An 18362-nucleotide genomic window follows, 5' to 3' on the forward strand; every position below is an offset into this window, starting at 1 on the left:
TCTCTCTAATTATTAATCTGGGTTTTGGGTAACGAACCTTTGCCTTATTATAAGGTCATCCTTTCTTAATTTATAAATTTATTTTAACGCAAAATTAATAATTTTCTTTCAAAAAAACTTAAAGTCTGCAAGGAGAAGTCAAAAGGAAATCGGAAAATGATTTAACGGTATGTAGAAAAGGGGACAATTGATAATGTGATTGAAGGAATTTTGGGAATTTCGTTGAAAATTATATTATTAATATACTATAAAGGGGTATGAGTTATGAATATTGAATCAGAGGTTGCAACTCAGGTTTATCGTTTAAGAGAACTTCACGAGAATTTCTCTGAAGGAAAATTTGAAGAAATGAATGCATTATATTCGGATGAGTTTCAAGGCTGGCTTTATATGCCAATTAGTGGAGAATTGGAATTTTATAATGCAGAACAAATAAGGAAAGGAAATCAAGAAGCAGCTGAGTATTATAAGAACAAAAATATTAAATTTATCTACTCTGGTTTAATGATTGTTCCTCAAACTGAAAATCAAGCAGCTGTTTCATATGAAATTACCCATCAAAACGGAGATAAAATGGTTAGAGCGCTATCCCTTGAAGTTTGGAAGAAGGAATCAGACGGAAAGTGGAGAATAATACGGTGGTATGAAGAAAAGGGAAGAAGTTCATAAAAAAGTTGGAATAAATCATTAGTTATTATTTTTGGAGGTATAAATGGGTTATATTGAAGATTTACGAAAAGTGGTTGGGAATCAGCCTCTCATATTAGTTGGAGTTGCTGTTGCAGTGATTAATGAAGATGGAGAACTTCTATTACAAAAAAGAAGAGATGGGGTTTGGGGAATTCAAGTGGGATTTATCGAATTAGGCAAATCTACTGAGGAAGCTGGTAGGAGTGAGGTTTTGGAAGAAACAGGGAAGAAATTGGGGGGACTTGATTTAATTGGAGTTTTTTCAGGAAAACAATATTATGTTCAATTACCAAATGGTGAAACATTTTATCCAGTTACAGTAGCCTATGTGACAAAAGAAATTAAAGGCGGATGGAATTGAAACAATGGATGCAAAGTTTTTTAAAGTAAATGAATTGTCGGAAGGACTTAGTCCATTTATTAAAAATCTTATTAAACAATACTCTCGTTCCTTATCTTTTAAAATAATTAGTGGATGTTCTTCTTAGAAAAAGAGGCATCGTTCTAGGCGTCTTTTCCTTTTGAGTTAAAATATATTATTTTCATAAGCGGATAGTACGATATAAAAAGAGATAAGGAATCAGTTTTCTTTATCTCTTTTTGTATATGTTTTTTTATAACATATATTATTGTTTTTAGTTTTATGTAACGATATTTAAAAAATCAAATTTAGAAAATACCAAAAAGGTAGTAAATGATATATATACTACCTTTCTGGAGAGGGGATTCGGTTTAGAGCTAAATGGATGGGGTGGGGAATGGTTAGCTCGTAATATAAGATATTCAATATTTGTTAAAAAGTAATGGACAACTGTCAACAGCAACGTGGAATTTTTTAAGACTTTTGAAAAAACAACGATTGTCATTGTACGAGGGTAAATTTCCTATTATAGAAAATTATTAAAACTATGTCTTCAAACAGAGTGTACATTTACTTAAAAATTTAGAAGCTGATTCGATGCCATGAATTGTTTGGAATAATGAAATGTAGTTTTAAAGTTACTAGATTGACAGTTTTCCTTCAAATATTTTGTACGAAGTTCTTGCTATTTGTTTTCAGAAAATATGAAACAATTATACCTATCTATTCGTAAATATAAAAAACAATTCCTGAGGTGTTTGCATGATTCAAAATTTCTTTTTTTCTATAAGTTTAATAAACCTAGTTCTAACGATTTTAGCCTGGGCAATCATTGGTTATCTTGTCTTTCATTTTTATAAAAAACGACAAGAGAAGCCAAAAGTATGGAAAGTGGTTCTTACCCTACTCATTGGCTTATTTTCATTCTCCTTAAATTGGTACATATTTGATGAAATAGTAAGGATTCCAATTTTGCCACTCGGTGTATGGATATTGTATTTATTTTTTAGAGGTAAAGAAAATAACTGGACGAAGTATCGACCATATGCATGGATCGGTTTTTTTGCTAATTTTATTTTTCTAATCACATATTTTGTTTCGATACCCATTCAGCATTTCATCTATCCTCCTGATAAACCATCTACGTATCTATCTAATATTGAGGATACATCCATTGTCGTGACACACCCTTCAGGAAAGAAGAGTTTACTAAATAAGAAGAGCTTGCTCAGCCAGTTACCGACTATGAAGGAGGAAAATTTTTTTAGTGATACATGGTATGACGAAACGTTTATGAAGTATGATCGAAAAACTATGAAAGAACGTTTTCCTTATCAGTTGCATGGAGCATCGGCGAAATGGGGAAGTGGATTATCATACGTGATAAATATTGAAAAGGATGGTAAGGGAATTTTAATATCTACTACGCATAAGCAATATTACTTTCGTAGTAATCAGACATTCATGATGAAGGGAGGAGAATGATATTGAAGAAAAAAGGTGTAATAGCTGCTTTAGGTGGAATTGTATTCATTGTCTCTTTTCTTTTCATTTATTGGTTTTATTTTTCTAAGCCAGCCTTGTTTCCGGGAAATGCACAATTAATGAAAGATATAAACCACTTATTTCCTGAAGCATCTGTAAAAAAGATTCAAGATACATATAATTTGGATGAACGTCATGTATTTGTACCATTTATAACAAGTGAAAACCAATATGGATTTAGCTGCTGGGAATGGAAAAAGAATAAATGGAAGCTAGTAGCAATAAATTCGATTGGGGAACCATCCTTGTGGAGGATTAATAAAAAAGATCCATCAACGTATCGTTTTATTTGGAATATGCCTCCTAATGATAATTTGAGTTCGATTCAATTCTATTTAATTAAAGACAGAAATTATCATGTGACTGAAGGAATTGGAAATTATGAACCGAAAATTCAAATGAATAAAGAAATATCACTTCTTGGAAAGCCATATGGAGTCCTAAAACTGCCGAATGATTGGGTGTCTGTTATGGATTCAATTAAAAATATAGAATCAGGAAAGAAGCCTGACTTATTTTTTTCTAGTCTTTTTTCTAATCCATCAATATACTTTGGATGGATTCCATATAATCAAAAAGGAAAAGAAGCTAATCTTAATAATATTTTAAACGGAAATGGCTTTTCATCTTCAAGTGGAGATATAGAAAATTTACTTATCTTAACTGAAGAAGAAATTGAATTTACACAAGAGCTAAGTCCATGAGGAAAAAAGGTTAGCTGCCATAATTAAAAGAGGGTGTATGGAAATATGAATAAATTAATGCCAATTGAAGCAGCAAAACAATTTATCAATAAACATTTTCCAAATTGTCATGGAGCACTTCTAGCTGGAAGTGTTGTACGTGGCGAAGCAACTGAAACATCTGACCTAGATATTGTTATTTTTGATAAAAACCTGAATTCGTCCTATAGAGAATCTTTCATTGATTTTGGCTGGGCAATAGAGGCTTTTGTTCATAATTTAACATCATATAAACATTTTTTTAAAAGTGATTGTGAAAGAGCGAAACCTTCTATGCCCCAAATGGTTTCTGAGGGAATCATTCTAAGAGATGAGGGCTTCATTGATTCGATAAAAAGAGAAGCGAATGAGCTTTTAGAAAAGGGACCAGTAGAATGGTCAGCAGAAACAATAAGAATCAAGCGTTACTTTCTTACTGATGCGTTGGATGATTTTAAAGGTTGCTCAGACAGGTCCGAAGAACTGTTTATTGCAAATTCCCTTGCAGATTTGATAAGCGAATTCGTGTTGAGAACCAATGGCAAATGGATTGGAACTTCGAAATGGTTAGTCCGTACATTAAAGAATTTTGACGAAACATTTGCCAATCAATTTGTTGAAGCATTTGATCTTTTTTATAAAACTGGAGAGAAACAAAGGATTATTCAAATAGTTGAACAAGTCCTCCAGCCTTATGGTGGTGAGTTATTTGATGGTTTTTCATTGGGTAAAACTAGGCTGTGAGAGATGATGGAATAGACGTTAAAGTGACAAAATTGGTTGGAAAATATTATCTTATTATGCATTTAATCATGAACGATATTATCACTTTGAAATATATTCTGAGGGGGATTTTGAGTGAGCGAGAAATTTTTTAGTAAACATTTTAGAATTGAAAAAGTTAATGAGGGGTTATATGTTGCAATCGCAAAAGAGGGTGGTGGTGCCGTTGCGAATGCAGGTATTGTAGATTTAGGTGATCAAACCATTGTGTTTGATACTTTTAATACGCAACAAGCAGCAGAAGATTTAAAATCGATCGCAGAAAGCATAACGAACTGCCCGGTTAGTTGGGTAATAAATAGTCATTGGCATGGTGATCATATTCGTGGCAATCAAGTATTTAAGGATAGTTGCATCATTTCAAGTCAAATTACATATGAGAAAATGAAGGAAAATCATCCATCAAGAATCAATCATCAAAAAAATGATATTCTAGGTCTGAAGGAGTATATTGAATCATTAAATAAGAAATTTAATCAAACCAATGATATAAGCTTAGAGAACCAAATCAATTTTTTAAGAGAAATAGAAGCATCTTTGCCAACATTGGAATTGACTTTACCACAATTAGCTTTTAAAAATGAAATAAACTTTTATGGATCAAAACGGAGCGCGAAACTTTGCACTTTAGGTGGAGGACATTCATTCTGCGACTCCTTCCTCTATATTCCAGAAGATAAAGTCATATTTATGGGAGATTTATTATTTGTTGATTGTCATCCCTCCTTTTTTGATGAAACAGATCTAGAAAAATGGATACATATATTACAGATGATTGAAAATATGGCCATCGAGGTAGCAATTCCCGGACATGGTCCAATTGGAACAAAAATAGATCTCCAAAAAGTAATCAACTATATAAATGAAAAAACGATTGTTGCACACGAAAATAATCAAATCGAAAAATAATCTCTTGGAAGTTTTTAATTTATCAAAATAAAATGATTTAGTTTGGTTCAACAATTGTTATGTTTAAAATATGTGAAAGTTCAGGTATATGCTTGAACAACATTAAAATATTCATTAAATACAACAAAACTAGGATTTTGTAAAAATATCAGAATACGAATAATGGTAATATGGTGAAATCAAGAGAGGGGTGAAGACAGTTGGGTTCAAGAATAATGCATTTAATAATTGCGAATCAAATTGCTGAACAATTTTCTATACAGGATCGTACATCATTTTTACTCGGAGGTATTGCTCCAGATGCCGCTTCATCTAAAGAGCAGTCACATTTCTATACCGGGGATATAAATGATTATTCTCGGAGTATCGATTTTGTAGAATTCCTACATAAGTATGATTCGTATAAATATTCTAATTATATACTAGGTTACTATACCCATCTTGTTGCCGATGATCTTTGGTTAAAAGGGTTTTATTTGGCTTGGTTGAAAAACCGAATGGATAATAATCAGTCGATTTTAGAACAATATCATCAGGATTTTCGATTGTTAAACGGAAAATTACTCAACCATTATGGATTAACATCTTACTTAATGAAAACTTTGCAACACGAAGGTAGTGCTCTGGATCTAGATGAAGTGACGATCGGAAATTTGTATCAATTTATTCCATTTGTATTAGAAGATATGAATTTCGATCCAAAGTATTTGGATGAACCACTAACTGTTTTTACCTTTGACCAGATAGTTGGTTATATTGAAACATCTATTGATAAGGGAATAAAGCATATCCATTCATTAATGCGTCAAAGCGATGTATGTTAAGGTTTATTTCTGAGACTTAGTAAACTTCCATATTGATAATCTGATAAATGAAAGGGGAAAAAATTTTGATTAAAGCTATTATTTTTGATTTTGATGGCTTAATTATCGATACAGAGACGGCCTGGTATGAAGCTTATAAAGAAACAATGGGTTATTATAATTCTGATCTGCCTCTTGAACATTTTGCGAAATGCATTGGAACAGATAATAATGTACTTTATGAATTTTTCAAAGAGCAGCTAGGGGAAAAGTGTAATATTGAAGAAATTGAAACCATGGCAAAAGGTTTTTATAATCAAAAGATGAAAGAGCTAAATGCACGTGAAGGTGTGAAAGACTATTTAGATGAAGCTAAAAGCTTAGGATATAAAATTGGTCTTGCTTCAAGTTCAACGAAGGAGTGGGTAACTCAATATTTAGATGAACTAAAGTTATTAAACTATTTTGATGTCATCATCACAAGTGATGACGTCAATAAGGTAAAGCCAGCACCTGACCTGTACTTAAAAGCCATTAATGCTTTAAATATCAGAGCAGATGAAGCGGTAGCATTTGAAGATTCCTTAAATGGATCCATGTCGGCTATATCGGCTGGACTTAAGTGTGTGATTGTACCAAATTCTGTGACAGAGTCTTTAGCATTTGAAAATCATGCCTTGAGACTAAAATCAATGGCAGAGAAAAGTTTGAATGATGTAATAAAACTTATTGAGGAATAATAAGTGCATGGGACTACTCTTAGGACGACCACTTGCCTTCACGGTGGTCGTTCTATAATTGTTTATATCGTACAATTTCGAATAATCAATGTAGTAAAAACTTGGTAAACTGTTTGATAAAAAACTTAGGTAACGTATTTCTTTGTTTCTGATTGAAAACTTATAAAATCTACTATAAGTTTATCAAAGCAGCCTATTATAAAGAACTAAAAGATAAGTTTTGTTAAAAATGAAGGAGAATTTAATTAAGAAATGAGATGATATCATATTGAGAAATAGAGGGTCATCTATTCTAATCGAAAATAGTAGAGTTTGTTTGATAAAAAGATCCAGGGATGGTCAAGTATATTATGTAATTCCAGGTGGAGGAATTGATAAAGGTGAAACTCCTGAACTTGCTGCCAAAAGAGAAGCATATGAAGAGTTAGGTGTAAAAATTATTGTTAAAGAAATATTTGGAAAAGTTGAATATAAGGGAACACAATTTTTCTTTTTAGCTGATATTGTTGAAGGTGAAATTGGAATTGGTACGGGTGAAGAATTTACTGACGCAAATAGGAATCGTGGTACTTATGAACCTATGTGGGTAGATATAGACAAGTTATCTTTAATTGATGTAAGACCAAAAGAAGTTGCTGAAAAAATACAATCCATATTTAATTAAAAAGAGTAAAGGTTGAGTTTCTTTTTCTTATTCAAATATCAATTGCAGAATAGTTGAAGAACACTAAAAATTGTTTTAATATTCTAATATATTTATAATAGCATTTAAAATAAGGGGAGATTACTTTGGCGTTAAAAGTAGGAGACATAATTAAGTTTGAACGGGCTTTCACAATAGAAGATGTTGAATTGTTTACTAAGATTTCAGGTGATGAGGGATCACATCATATTAACCCTGACGAACATGGAAGACTTATAATTCAGGGGTTACTAACTGCTACATTACCGACAAAAATAGGTGGAGATAACAACGTACTTGCACGTACTATGAATTTTGAGTTTTTAAGACCAGTATTTACAGGGGATAGAATAATTTGTGAAGTAACAATTGAGAAACTCGAAAAGCAAGATAATAGAACTTCTATTGCCGCATCTTTTTTATGTAGAAATCAGAATGAGAAAGTAGTATTAAAAGGGAATTTTTCAGGAGTTATACGATAAATCCAAAATTTTTTCTTCGGCAAAAGGGTGTTGTTCATAAAGGAGAAGAGCGCTTTTTTGTTGAGAGAAATAGTTTTGTCCAATATAGGACTGGAATATTTGTGCTGAAATATCTATAGCAGGGATGAAATGTAAAAAAGACAAAGACATAACCAGTCCTTGTCTTTTGATAAAGCTGTTTTCGTAAAGATTGTTGATTCATCGTAAAAAGATAGCCTTCAAATATAGCTCGGTTTCGGGGCATCTTTTCTAAAATATAATTTATTATCTAACATGATATTGTAGTTTTTATTAAGATTTTCTTTTAAAAAAGCAACAAAGTTTTAGAAAAGAGCCTTTCATTATTTAAACAGTAATATTAGCAGATTCTTTAGAACTATTTATACATTTTTTTATATCTAGAATTGCTTGTAAATGCATGCCTTCATGAAAAATAGTTCTAATTAATACTTGCTCAATGGTATGCATCCCCATTTCTGTAGGAGGATATTCATCCTCTAGTCTATCACCAAATGTTTCTTTTATTTGAGCAGGCTGTTTTTTTAATAGTGTCTTTAACTCTTTGAATGAAGGTGTTTCAGAGTTAAAATCAGTTGGGGACGTTCCAAATCCAAACCAAGTATTCATTTGTTCAGAAACATCATTTTTTTCTTTAGTTAATGCTTGAATCCATAGAATTTGGTCGAGATAAATATGCCCAAGGTTCCAACGAATATTATTATTAAATCCCCTTGGGATAATCTCTGCTTCCTCATCTGTTATAGATTTAAGTACACTTAGGATGTAATTTCTATAACTTTCCAATTGATTAAATAATACTTCATGACGTTTTTTCATTCACATTCCCCCTTTTGTATTAATAGTAATAATATTCGATAAACTCCATTTATTTACCTGCAAAATATAAAAATGGTAGAGTTAAAAAATTCAACGTCCTGATGCAGGAATGATTAAACCTATCGATATTACGAAAATGAGATTTGTTATGACATTCAAGGTTAATGTATATCAGGTCTTATGCATATTGTTCTCCCATGTTTTGTTAATTTAGAAGGAAGGACAGGTTTTGATGATGCAAACTGGGGACCTTTCAGCAGAAACATGTTTATCGGCATGTAAAACAAATTTGAATTATCGTTGCAGGAATCATCATTTTTTTAATTTATGAAAACGATAGTCGTTAGCATGCCCCAGTGAAGCCCCTCGTAGTTAAACTAGCTAAACTTTAAGGGGCTTTTGATTTTTGTGGGGTTGTTTAGTATTTGAGGCAGCATTTTTATTTAAAGCCAACAATAAAATCATACCTAAGATGCAAGCGGTACCAACCCATTGATAAAATCCAAAAGATTCATTTAACCAAAAGACAGTTGTTAAAACAGCTGCTAGAGGCTCTAAACTACCTAGGAGACTTGTTTCTTTCGCAGAAAGACTTTGTAAACTTTCGATATAAAACCAAAAAGCGAGCATTGTACCGAATATAATAACAAATAGTAGGTATAAAAAAGTCGTAGTTGTCATGCTTTCGAAATCTATTTTCCATGGGGGATGGATAAAACTTAAACTTACCCCACCGATTATCATAGCCCAGCCAACAATGACAAGTGAATCGTATTGCTTCAGTAAATTTACAGCGTATAAAGTATAAAATGATGCAGCTAGTCCTGATAAAACACCCCAAACGATGGCAAGGGTCGGCACTGATAATTGAGAGATAGAGCCGTTTGTTAATAGGAAAAAGCAGCCAATTAATGCAAGCGAAACAGTTAACACATCTCTTCCTGTTAAGACTGTTTGCTTTCGTAAAACTAAGTAAATGATAATCATTGCAGGTGATAAATATTGTAAAAGAGTAGCAACAGCCGCATTCCCATGATTTATGGATGCCATATATGTGTATTGAACCGCAAGCATTCCAAGTAGACCAAAGATAATTAGTTTAATAGCTGATTTTCCATTTTTCCAGACACCAAATATTTGAGAACGGTCTTTTATAAAAAATTGAACGGTTAAGAGTAAAAAACCTGCGATGAGTAGTCTTGTCGTTACCAGCCAATTTACATCGATAGAATTTTGTTGAAAAAGCTTTTGTGAAACAGTTCCGCCAATACCCCAAAATATTGCTCCAAATATAACGAGAAATAATCCAGTTCTCCTAGTATGCTTATTCATGATTGATTCTCCACCTTTAAATATAATAATAGTGTTATAATAAGCGGGAAATAGCATTAATTATACATAAATTTAATTAAAAAATATAAATATATTGAGGTGATCCTATGCAAACAAAAAATTTCGCGGTTGATCATAACTTAAAAGAGTTAACAAAACATCGTACAGTCGTGTTGCCGATTGCTTGTTATGAAACAATGATTAACGAAAATATACATGGGTATATCCCACTTCATTGGCATGATGAATTTCAATTTGTTGTAATTGTAAAAGGGAAAGCAACCTTTCAAATAAATGAAGAAAAAGTAGTCATTCGAGAAGGGGATGGAGTATTTATTAATAGTGGATGCCTTCATATGGCGAAGGATGACAATCATTCGGGCTGTGTCTATCTTTGTTTAAATGTTTCTCCTCATTTCGTTTTATCACAAGAACTCTATACAACCTATGTATATCCCTATATTCAAGCTACAAATCTACCTTATTTGTATTTAAATGCAAACAAGAAGTGGGGGGAAAAGATTTTAGATTCTATAAAAACAATTCATCGATTGATTGAACAAAAATTGCCGTTTTATGAAATCGACATCACTTTACAGCTTACGTTAATATGGCAAAATTTAATTATTAGTGGCTTTCAATTAGAATACGAACAGACCGAAATGTTAAAGAGTTATCGAATGAAGGAAATGCTAAATTGGATCCATCAACATTTTAGTGAGAAAATCATGTTAGAGGAAATTGCAAGTGCTGGTCAATTAAGCCGTTCCGAATGTTGTCGATATTTTAAACGATTTTTAAAGAAATCACCACTAAATTACGTGACCGAATATCGAATTCAAAAAAGCTTAGTCCTATTGCAACAAGCAGACTCCAATGTAACAGAGGTTGCCTATCAAGTAGGATTTAATAGTACAAGCTATTTCATTGATAAATTTCGAAAGTCAATGAACATGACACCGTTAGCATATAAAAAGATGAAAATGGAATGACTGACATGAACGGGGTTAAGTTAACTAAGGATATCAAGAATGAAACTAATGGACTTCCTGATATCCTTAATAAAAATAGGGTAACAACTTCAGCCAGAATAACTTTTTTATTTTTATTTACAAACGATTCCGACTGTCCTCGTTTTTTCTATCCTTTGATTAGTAAATGTGAAAGTTTATCTGGATTAGCAACCATATATATTCGAGAAATTTGGTCTGCCTCGAATTCAAATGAAAGAACATAAGCAACGATGCCGTCTATCAGTACGACAACACCTGGACTGCCGTTAACAACTTTGAATTCTATTTTATTGTTTTCCGGAAGCTTTTTAAGAATACTAGTGAACAAAAATACGATACGAGTAGCCGAGTAAATCGGTTTAATGGCTGCTGTTACTTTACCGCCGCCATCAGCAATATATACAGCATCTGTTCGTAACAATTCCAGCATTTTATCGATGTTTCCTTTTTGAAGTGCAAAGCAAAATTGTTCTACACTGCTCTTCATTGAATGGAAATCAAGGGCTGAAGCTTTTGGACGATTGGTCATGCTTTTTTTAGATCGATGGTAGATCTGCCTACAGTTGGTGGAGGATTTCTCAACAATCATTGCAATTTCTTCATAATTGTATTGAAATACTTCTCGTAAAATAAAGACAGCACGCTCAACTTCTGATAGCTGTTGCAATAGAAGGAGATAGGCAGTCGAAATGGATTCCTTGATCAAATAAGTATTGGAAGGGTCATTTGCTTCATTGACAATTGGTTCGGGTAACCATTCTCCAGTATAAACTTCACGCTTACTAGCTGCAGAACGTAATTTGTCTAATGAGCTGTTCATCACAATTTTGCAAAGATATGCTTTTTCATTTTCAATCACTTTTTCGTTATCTAATCGACTAAATGTAAGGAATGCCTCTTGCACAATATCTTCTGAATCCATGACACTTCCTGTCATTCGGTAAGCAACTGAAAACAACAAAGGTTTGTAAGTTTCATATAGCTGCTCAGTATCCAAAACAGTTAACCTTCTTTCACTAAGATCAGTTCGTTCTTTTTTAAAATTTGTAGAGCAGCACGTTTCCCGCTAGCAAGTGCAGCATCAGCTAATACTTCTCCATGGCTGACCCAATCTCCTGCAATATATAATCCTTTCATTTCAGGAATGGAGGGCCCTGGATTTTCTCTTCGTTTTATATGTGGAAAATCATGTGAGACTGTTATTTTTGGTAAAAATTGTTGTACGGTCACTTCTGTTCTCCATTCAGGATGAAGCAAATCCATAGCAGTCTCTAATTGATCCTTTTCTATTTGTGGATTAATGGTATGGTTAATAGGGTAATGATATTTTGTAAGACTTACAACTAATGTGCCATCTTCACATAGTTTTGACGCTCTTGATTGATTTGTGAAAAACAAAGATTGATCTAGACCTATGACAAATTGATTTGCAGGATTAGGCAATTTTTTTACAGCTAAATCCAAGCAGCTTGCAGTAACAGGAATGGATTGTTCGTTCCATTGATAGAGCGATGTGTTTTCAGAACCCTTTATCATTTTCATAGCTTCTTTCGGAGGAGTAGCTATTATACAATCAGCGGAGGTTAATAATTCCCCATTTGAGCATAGGATGCTAATAGATTGATCATGATGCTCTATTTCTATCAAGTTTCTACCACAGATGATATCCGCTCCAGCGTCTATTGCCTCCTTCTTTAGCTTTTGAATAATGGTTTCCCAGCCTCCATCTACATATAAAACACCACCATTCAATGCCCTTTTTACCTGTTTTAAAACCGGCTTTGCAAGTTGTAACGTTTGAGCACAGTTATAGGTAGCCAATCTACACAGTGCATAAAATATATGTCTTACCATAGGGTCATGAATTTCCGCTTCTCCCCAGTCACTTAAGCTTATTTTTGGTATAGGATCAATATTCATCTTCATAAGTTTCACCATTAATTTGGAAAACACTACCTTGGCTTTCCAGGTTAAAAGTGAGGATGACAAAATAGAGGAAAAACTCGTCGGTATTGTATAGACTTTATTTTTCCATATTCCTTGAATATTAATGGATTCTGAAGCATTTCCTCCTGGAAGAGTGATTCCAAGTTCGGTTAAAATCTTTGATGCTTCTCCTTCCAAATATAAAGCATGTGCTCCCAAATTCATAAGGACCCCATTTTTATTGTTCGTCATCGCTCTTCCGCCAAGGCGGTTTGATTTTTCCAAAACTACAACCTTTTTTCCTTCACTGGCTAAAAAATTTGCAGCTGTTAATCCAGAAAGACCTCCACCGATTATCACAACATCATATTTATTCATAAAAAATCCCTCCTATATTTCGTTCTGTAATCAAAACGAATATGGAGGGGGTTTTGTGACAAAAAATATTAAAAAAAATTGAAGAAGGTTTCAGGGGATGTATTACCAAAATACCCTTAAATGAAATAAAATCATTAAGATAAAGTACTTGCCTATTTTTTATATTTCCATCGATGAAACAGGTAAAAACAGTTTAACTCCACGTTTATTAAAAGGTAATAGTTTCATATCTGCGATCAAATGACTAATATATCCAGATAAGCATGTGTAGAAAACACCATTTATTCCTATAGATATTTCAAATTTATTAGCGATAAACCCAAAGAAAATAACGCCCAATATTGAATGGGTATAGCTGCGGTGCGGAGTGAAAGAGGCAATTAATATATATATCCCGAGTAGAATTAACCATAATTCTTGCAAGGAAATTCCTACAGCAAGTACTCCGATTCCTGTAATTGTTAACATATGCCTTTGCTTGATTAAAGATGATAAGGTTATCATCCCTAAACCAATTCCAAAACCAAGCCACTTCTCTTCAGCCTTGCCCTGATATAAACTGTAAAAAATCATGAGTACCCCAATCAACTGGGCAACAGTTTGGATGACCTTGTGTGATAAGGTGATTTTATTTCGCAGCTTTCCGTCGACGTCGAGATCAGGAAATAATCCTGAAACGGCTCCTAGTCCAACTAGTAGGAGTGTAGTAGAAGGAGAGGTTTGGATAGTGTTAGCAACGATAAATCCGGTTCCTGCTCCAATTGTTAAATGTGCTGTACCGTTCATTTCTTTTCCACCTTAATACAAATTTTGCGGTATTTATTCATAAAACCACGCTTTACTTATTTTATAACAAAACATTCGTTCTGTTTAGATGGAAAAAGAGAATTTACATAAATACCATGTCATCAGCAGATCTAACGAATCTCGTAAAAATCTGTTAAAGAAGCAAATATTTTTTATAAATTGTAATTGAATTAACAAGAATAGAACTTTTGTTGCAATTGTAAAATTTATTATATATTGTATAAATTTAGTGATATATAATAAAGGAATAACGATTATTAAAAGAGGAGATAAAGAGATGAAAAAACGATATTTAATCTATTTTATTGTATTACTTTCGCTAGGAGCATACTTATTAACTTTACTGGAAAAAGATTATAGTAAACTAGAAATTAATGAAATAAAAAAATTAGCTCAACAGAATGATTCTGAAGCACAAGCAATTTTAGCAGCGTATTATCAACAAGGAGTCAAAGTAAATGTAGATCTTAAAGAAAGCTTAAAGTGGAATATTAAAAGTGCTGAAAATGGTAATACAACAGCTATGGTGAATCTTGGTTATATGTATGGAGAGGGTATTGGAGTAAATAAAGATGATAAAAAATCTTTTGAATGGAATTTAAAAGCTGCTGAAAATGGGGACTCAAGCGGCATGTTTAATGTTGGGAAAAAATATGAACGTGGTCTAGGGGTAAACGAAGATTTGAAGAAAGCCAATTACTGGCTAAGTATGGCAGAAAAAAATAAATAATTACAAACCAATAAAAGTCAACAAACATTTGTTGGTTATTTTTCACCATAACTTTATTAGTAGGAATTTATTTTGTCGGAAATAGATTATTTTTAAAGTTTGCAAGAAAATATATATATATTTAGAAGCGGGATGAGGGAAATGAGGAAATTTTATATAATACTTCTTTTTATTATCGTTTTCAGTATGAGTGGTTGTTCAAGCGGGTATGGGTTGGAAGAAGCAATAAAAAGAGGCGATATCGTTTATCAAAACAAAGTTTATAATTTTGATAGGTTTGAGCAATTTTTATCTAATATATCGAAAAACAAAAAAGATACTATTCGAGTCACTGGCTATACAGATGAAGGGGACCCCATATATAAGGATTTAGAATTTGACGGAAAGTCCATTCAATATAAGTATGACAACTCCAATGATGCCTTTGGAGGTAATGATAAGGGAGTAGAAACCGATGTATGTTCAAAAATAGTAGAAGAAGAAAACGTACCAGGTGAAATAGACTATGTCATAAATGGCTGCTCAAAAAATTCTGATATCAGTCACTTCCTTTTTCGTATGGAGCGGAAAAAGTGATGTAACATCTGTCCGGTTTAGTAGTATAAGTAAATAGAAAAAAAGAAATTCAGACAAAACCTAACCATATTTTCAAAAGAAAGGAAACGATCCAATGTAAAAATTATAGACAAAAACCCAAAACTTCATAAGAAAATTTTTATACTTGGGGTGTAGTATGTTAAAAGAAAGAAATTTTTCAATTTTATGGTTAGGTCAATTGGTTTCGATTTTTGGCAGTAGGTTTAGTGAGCTTGTCATTCCTTGGATCGTACTTCAAGTGACGAATTCACCTATAAAAGCTTCAATTGTTGCTATAAGCATGCAAATGGCTCCATTGCTTTTTTCTCTTCCTGCAGGTGTTTGGGTAGAAAATCATTCGAAAAAAAAGATCGCGATGGTTTCAGAATTAGCACGTATGATTATGATGTCATTACTAGTTATGATGATTTTTCTTGGTCATTTCAATCTTTTTGTTATCTCTTCAATATTATTTGTATCCGGAATTGCTGGTTTGTTATTTAGAATTTCAATGAATACGATTTTGCCTGGGATTGCAGGGAGAACTAGTCTAGTAGAAGCGCATAATTATATGGAAGCAGCTGATGCTATTAGTACATTACTTGGTCCATTGCTTGCTGGAGTAGTTTTGTCTTATATTGGAGCGGCAGCTACTCTTAGTATAGATGCCGCTTCTTTTCTAATATCCTTTATCAGCATTTCAGTATTAACATTCATTGAAAGAGAACCAAGTAAGAGGAAAATAAATAAAAAGTCATTATTTAAGCAAGGATTAAGTGGTGTAAAGTATCTATTTTCAACCAAAATACAAAGATTTATTACCTTTAATCATATAGTACTTAATTTTACGACTCAAGCTGTTAGTTTGTTAGTAATTGTCTTAGCAAAGCAGGATTTACAACTGTCTCCAACTCAAATAGGATTCTTACTTTCTGGTGCTGGTTGGGGGAATTTGATTGGTATATTTCTAATGCATCATTTAAAAGATATCCAGTGGAATAAACTATATGGATCAATTATGTTAGCTTCAGGATGTGGGATATTTATTGTCGCGCATTCTACAAATATGTGGGTAATCTTTCTCGGTATGTTTGTATTTGATGGTGCACTTTCGATGGCATTTGTGATAAATGGGGCGGCAAGACAAACGTTGACACCAGATCAGTTTTTAGCACGTGTAAGTAGTGGAGGGATCTTGCTTTCAAGTACCGTTGTAATCTTAGCTAATAGTTATGCTGGTATCGTATCAGAGCGGATGAATTCTGTCTGGGCACTGTTGTTTTGTGCATGTATATTGTTTATAAACAGTGTCATGTCATTTGTGCAAAAGAAGTTAAAGAAACCGCTATCCTCCTTTGCTGTTGAATCATAATTTTCAGGGGTCTTTATCATATTAAAGAATTATTTATGGAGAGGAAGGATGATTCCATGGAAATTGATTTCATGTATTTTAAATACATGCCCAATACAAAGATAGTAAATGATATTTTACAATTACACACATCCATTTTTGGGGAATCAAATCAGCTGGTCAGGCAAATGGAAAGCAAGCCTGACTTGCTTATTCATCTAGCATTAGCTGCTGAAAAAGTGGTTGGATACAAAATAGGATATATGCTGGATGATGAGAAGTTTTATAGTTGGCTTGGAGGGGTTGATGAAAAGTATCGAAATCTCGGGATTGCTTCAAAACTAATGGAAAACCAGCATCAATATTTAGTGGACCATAACTATAAGAAGGTACAAACGAAAACAAAGAATCAGTGGCGAAATATGCTTATTTTGAATATTAAACATGGATTTGATGTTATTGGTACTTATACAAATGACCACGGGGAACCGAAAATTATTCTCGAAAAAAAGCTATTAGAGGAGAAATCATGATAGTCAAAAACAATCATTCAGATATTGCTATACTTGTTGTCCATGAAATTTATGGTCTTAATCAACATATGCTTAATTTTTGTGAAATATTAGGAAAACAAGGATTTGATGTATTCTGTCCTAATATGATTGAGAGAGAGGCAGCTTTCGCTTATTCTGAGGAAAAAGCTGCTTATAGTCATTTTATGGAGAACATCGGTTTTAACAAAGCTTTAAATAATATCAGGCATACCCTTTCAAGTATTCAAAATAAATATGAAAAAATAATCATCATCGGATTTAGTGTCGGTGCAACGGTTGCGTGGTTATGTAGTGAAATTTCTAGTGTGAATGGAATCGTTGGATATTATGGTTCACGTATACGAGAATATACTGATATAACTCCACAATGTCCGGTACTGCTATTTTTCCCAGAGGAAGAACCAACTTTTTCTGTGGATGATCTTATTTCAAAGTTAAGCGAAAAGTTAATCGACATCCATAAATTGAAGGGAAAGCACGGATTCGGTGACCCATATTCTTCGAATTATCAAAAAGAATCTGCCAAAAAAGCAATAGAAGAAATCATAGGTTTTATTAATATGAATATAATGGATAATCTTAAATGTAAAGAGCAATGGAATTGATTGACCTAGAGGATGGTTGCTAGTTCGAATGTCTGAGTGAAATAATATAGAATTTTGTTGATGAAAAAAGTATTCCATGAACACAAAAGCTGAATTTTCCTTATTTGACTTAAGGAAAATTCAGCTTTTTTTTAATACAGCTTCAAATCTTAAATTTGAACTAGATATTAATAGTTTAAGTCTAATCATCATACAGGCATTGCTATATCCATTCACGTATATTGGCACATTCTATTAATTTTTTTTAACTTTCAGCTATAGTACAAACCATTCTACTTATGTGTCATAAAATAATAGTAAAAAAATTGAGGAGCACAGACACTTTTGACTGATTTAGATATTTGAAAAATTTTCGCAACCTAAGGGAGGTGATTTTGGGACATGCAAGAAATTCGAGAAAGATATACTGGTTTTTTTAAAAGATTTAGAGCTATGTTGAAGTAATAATGATTCGTTTGGTGCCTTTCCAGGATGTGTACCGGATTTCGATCATAAAATGATCAGCAGATAGCAGAAGCTCCTATTAGGAAATTGAT

At 32.8% G+C, this 18362-nt stretch carries 20 protein-coding genes and 1 pseudogene; 16 read left to right on the top strand and 5 right to left on the bottom strand.

The window, feature by feature from the left end:
• Positions 1-264: 264 nt before the first annotated feature.
• From ACQKP0_RS13690 to ACQKP0_RS13735, 10 genes and pseudogenes are all read left to right on the top strand, one after another.
• Positions 265-669 (top strand): DUF4440 domain-containing protein, encoded by a 405-nt coding sequence (locus ACQKP0_RS13690; RefSeq protein WP_427406413.1) that lies wholly within the window; start codon positions 265-267, stop codon positions 667-669.
• Positions 670-712: 43 nt separating this feature from the next.
• Positions 713-1178 (top strand): annotated as a pseudogene (locus ACQKP0_RS13695) (NUDIX hydrolase).
• A 635-nt stretch (positions 1179-1813) separates the two neighbouring features.
• A complete protein-coding gene (locus ACQKP0_RS13700) occupies positions 1814-2536 on the top strand; it encodes a hypothetical protein (protein ID WP_427406414.1) in 723 nt (240 codons plus the stop codon).
• Between the two features lie 2 nt (positions 2537-2538).
• A complete protein-coding gene (locus ACQKP0_RS13705; protein WP_427406415.1) occupies positions 2539-3300 on the top strand; it encodes a hypothetical protein in 762 nt (253 codons plus the stop codon).
• 45 nt (positions 3301-3345) lie between these two features.
• Entirely contained in the window at positions 3346-4062 is a 717-nt protein-coding gene (locus tag ACQKP0_RS13710; RefSeq protein ID WP_427406416.1) for a nucleotidyltransferase domain-containing protein, read from the top strand.
• A gap of 114 nt (positions 4063-4176) precedes the next feature.
• A complete protein-coding gene (locus ACQKP0_RS13715) occupies positions 4177-5010 on the top strand; it encodes an MBL fold metallo-hydrolase (RefSeq protein ID WP_427406417.1) in 834 nt (277 codons plus the stop codon).
• Positions 5011-5210: 200 nt separating this feature from the next.
• Positions 5211-5834 (top strand): zinc dependent phospholipase C family protein, encoded by a 624-nt coding sequence (locus tag ACQKP0_RS13720; RefSeq protein ID WP_427406418.1) that lies wholly within the window; start codon positions 5211-5213, stop codon positions 5832-5834.
• Between the two features lie 68 nt (positions 5835-5902).
• Positions 5903-6553: an HAD family hydrolase gene (locus tag ACQKP0_RS13725; protein ID WP_427406533.1), complete on the top strand. Its 651-nt coding sequence runs from the start codon at positions 5903-5905 to the stop codon at positions 6551-6553.
• A 268-nt stretch (positions 6554-6821) separates the two neighbouring features.
• Positions 6822-7217, top strand: a complete 396-nt coding sequence (locus tag ACQKP0_RS13730) for an NUDIX hydrolase (RefSeq protein ID WP_427406419.1) — start codon at positions 6822-6824, stop codon at positions 7215-7217.
• Positions 7218-7342: 125 nt separating this feature from the next.
• Positions 7343-7717, top strand: a complete 375-nt coding sequence (locus ACQKP0_RS13735) for a hotdog domain-containing protein (RefSeq protein ID WP_427406420.1) — start codon at positions 7343-7345, stop codon at positions 7715-7717.
• 345 nt (positions 7718-8062) lie between these two features.
• On the opposite strand, the gene ACQKP0_RS13740 is transcribed toward ACQKP0_RS13735, so the two are convergent.
• Positions 8063-8554 carry a DinB family protein gene (locus ACQKP0_RS13740; RefSeq protein WP_427406421.1) on the bottom strand — a complete coding sequence of 164 codons (492 nt, stop codon included), beginning with the start codon at positions 8552-8554 and terminating at the stop codon, positions 8063-8065.
• A gap of 381 nt (positions 8555-8935) precedes the next feature.
• A complete protein-coding gene (locus ACQKP0_RS13745) occupies positions 8936-9886 on the bottom strand; it encodes a DMT family transporter (protein ID WP_427406422.1) in 951 nt (316 codons plus the stop codon).
• A gap of 107 nt (positions 9887-9993) precedes the next feature.
• On the opposite strand from ACQKP0_RS13745, the gene ACQKP0_RS13750 reads away from it, so the two are divergent.
• A complete protein-coding gene (locus ACQKP0_RS13750; protein ID WP_427406423.1) occupies positions 9994-10878 on the top strand; it encodes an AraC family transcriptional regulator in 885 nt (294 codons plus the stop codon).
• Between the two features lie 148 nt (positions 10879-11026).
• Here the strand turns inward: ACQKP0_RS13750 and ACQKP0_RS13755 are convergent, their stop codons facing one another.
• The 3 genes from ACQKP0_RS13755 to ACQKP0_RS13765 form a co-directional block, all read right to left on the bottom strand.
• Positions 11027-11896 (bottom strand): RNA polymerase sigma-70 factor, encoded by an 870-nt coding sequence (locus ACQKP0_RS13755; RefSeq protein ID WP_427406424.1) that lies wholly within the window; start codon positions 11894-11896, stop codon positions 11027-11029.
• A 5-nt stretch (positions 11897-11901) separates the two neighbouring features.
• Positions 11902-13203, bottom strand: coding sequence for a phytoene desaturase family protein (locus tag ACQKP0_RS13760; protein ID WP_427406425.1), 1302 nt, complete (start codon positions 13201-13203; stop codon positions 11902-11904).
• 159 nt (positions 13204-13362) lie between these two features.
• Positions 13363-13989 carry a metal-dependent hydrolase gene (locus tag ACQKP0_RS13765; RefSeq protein ID WP_427406426.1) on the bottom strand — a complete coding sequence of 209 codons (627 nt, stop codon included), beginning with the start codon at positions 13987-13989 and terminating at the stop codon, positions 13363-13365.
• Positions 13990-14287: 298 nt separating this feature from the next.
• Between ACQKP0_RS13765 and ACQKP0_RS13770 the strand changes: the two genes are divergently transcribed.
• The 5 genes from ACQKP0_RS13770 to ACQKP0_RS13790 all read left to right on the top strand — a co-directional run bounded on the left by ACQKP0_RS13770 (position 14288) and on the right by ACQKP0_RS13790 (position 17826).
• Positions 14288-14740: a tetratricopeptide repeat protein gene (locus tag ACQKP0_RS13770; protein ID WP_427406427.1), complete on the top strand. Its 453-nt coding sequence runs from the start codon at positions 14288-14290 to the stop codon at positions 14738-14740.
• 141 nt (positions 14741-14881) lie between these two features.
• Complete coding sequence (locus tag ACQKP0_RS13775; protein WP_427406428.1) at positions 14882-15316, top strand: DUF4362 domain-containing protein; 435 nt, start codon at positions 14882-14884, stop codon at positions 15314-15316.
• Positions 15317-15473: 157 nt separating this feature from the next.
• Positions 15474-16688, top strand: a complete 1215-nt coding sequence (locus ACQKP0_RS13780; protein ID WP_427406429.1) for an MFS transporter — start codon at positions 15474-15476, stop codon at positions 16686-16688.
• Positions 16689-16744: 56 nt separating this feature from the next.
• A complete protein-coding gene (locus tag ACQKP0_RS13785) occupies positions 16745-17200 on the top strand; it encodes a GNAT family N-acetyltransferase (RefSeq protein WP_427406430.1) in 456 nt (151 codons plus the stop codon).
• Complete coding sequence (locus ACQKP0_RS13790) at positions 17197-17826, top strand: dienelactone hydrolase family protein (protein ID WP_427406431.1); 630 nt, start codon at positions 17197-17199, stop codon at positions 17824-17826. Before ACQKP0_RS13785 ends, ACQKP0_RS13790 begins: the two co-directional genes overlap by 4 nt.
• The last annotated feature ends 536 nt before the right edge of the window (positions 17827-18362 follow it).

This window comes from Heyndrickxia sp. NPDC080065 (assembly GCF_050281185.1).
Classification (GTDB): domain Bacteria; phylum Bacillota; class Bacilli; order Bacillales; family Bacillaceae_C; genus Heyndrickxia.

What these genes read in the sequence shown, in the direction of transcription:
- ACQKP0_RS13690 (WP_427406413.1), top strand. Translation starts at nt 265, where the DNA reads ATGAATATTGAATCAGAGGTTGCAACTCAGGTTTATCGTTTAAGAGAA.
- ACQKP0_RS13700 (WP_427406414.1), top strand. Translation starts at nt 1,814, where the DNA reads ATGATTCAAAATTTCTTTTTTTCTATAAGTTTAATAAACCTAGTTCTA.
- ACQKP0_RS13710 (WP_427406416.1), top strand. Translation starts at nt 3,346, where the DNA reads ATGAATAAATTAATGCCAATTGAAGCAGCAAAACAATTTATCAATAAA.
- ACQKP0_RS13740 (WP_427406421.1), bottom strand. Translation starts at nt 8,554, where the DNA reads ATGAAAAAACGTCATGAAGTATTATTTAATCAATTGGAAAGTTATAGA.
- ACQKP0_RS13745 (WP_427406422.1), bottom strand. Translation starts at nt 9,886, where the DNA reads ATGAATAAGCATACTAGGAGAACTGGATTATTTCTCGTTATATTTGGA.
- ACQKP0_RS13750 (WP_427406423.1), top strand. Translation starts at nt 9,994, where the DNA reads ATGCAAACAAAAAATTTCGCGGTTGATCATAACTTAAAAGAGTTAACA.
- ACQKP0_RS13760 (WP_427406425.1), bottom strand. Translation starts at nt 13,203, where the DNA reads ATGAATAAATATGATGTTGTGATAATCGGTGGAGGTCTTTCTGGATTA.
- ACQKP0_RS13765 (WP_427406426.1), bottom strand. Translation starts at nt 13,989, where the DNA reads ATGAACGGTACAGCACATTTAACAATTGGAGCAGGAACCGGATTTATC.
- ACQKP0_RS13770 (WP_427406427.1), top strand. Translation starts at nt 14,288, where the DNA reads ATGAAAAAACGATATTTAATCTATTTTATTGTATTACTTTCGCTAGGA.
- ACQKP0_RS13775 (WP_427406428.1), top strand. Translation starts at nt 14,882, where the DNA reads ATGAGGAAATTTTATATAATACTTCTTTTTATTATCGTTTTCAGTATG.
- ACQKP0_RS13780 (WP_427406429.1), top strand. Translation starts at nt 15,474, where the DNA reads ATGTTAAAAGAAAGAAATTTTTCAATTTTATGGTTAGGTCAATTGGTT.
- ACQKP0_RS13785 (WP_427406430.1), top strand. Translation starts at nt 16,745, where the DNA reads ATGGAAATTGATTTCATGTATTTTAAATACATGCCCAATACAAAGATA.
- ACQKP0_RS13790 (WP_427406431.1), top strand. Translation starts at nt 17,197, where the DNA reads ATGATAGTCAAAAACAATCATTCAGATATTGCTATACTTGTTGTCCAT.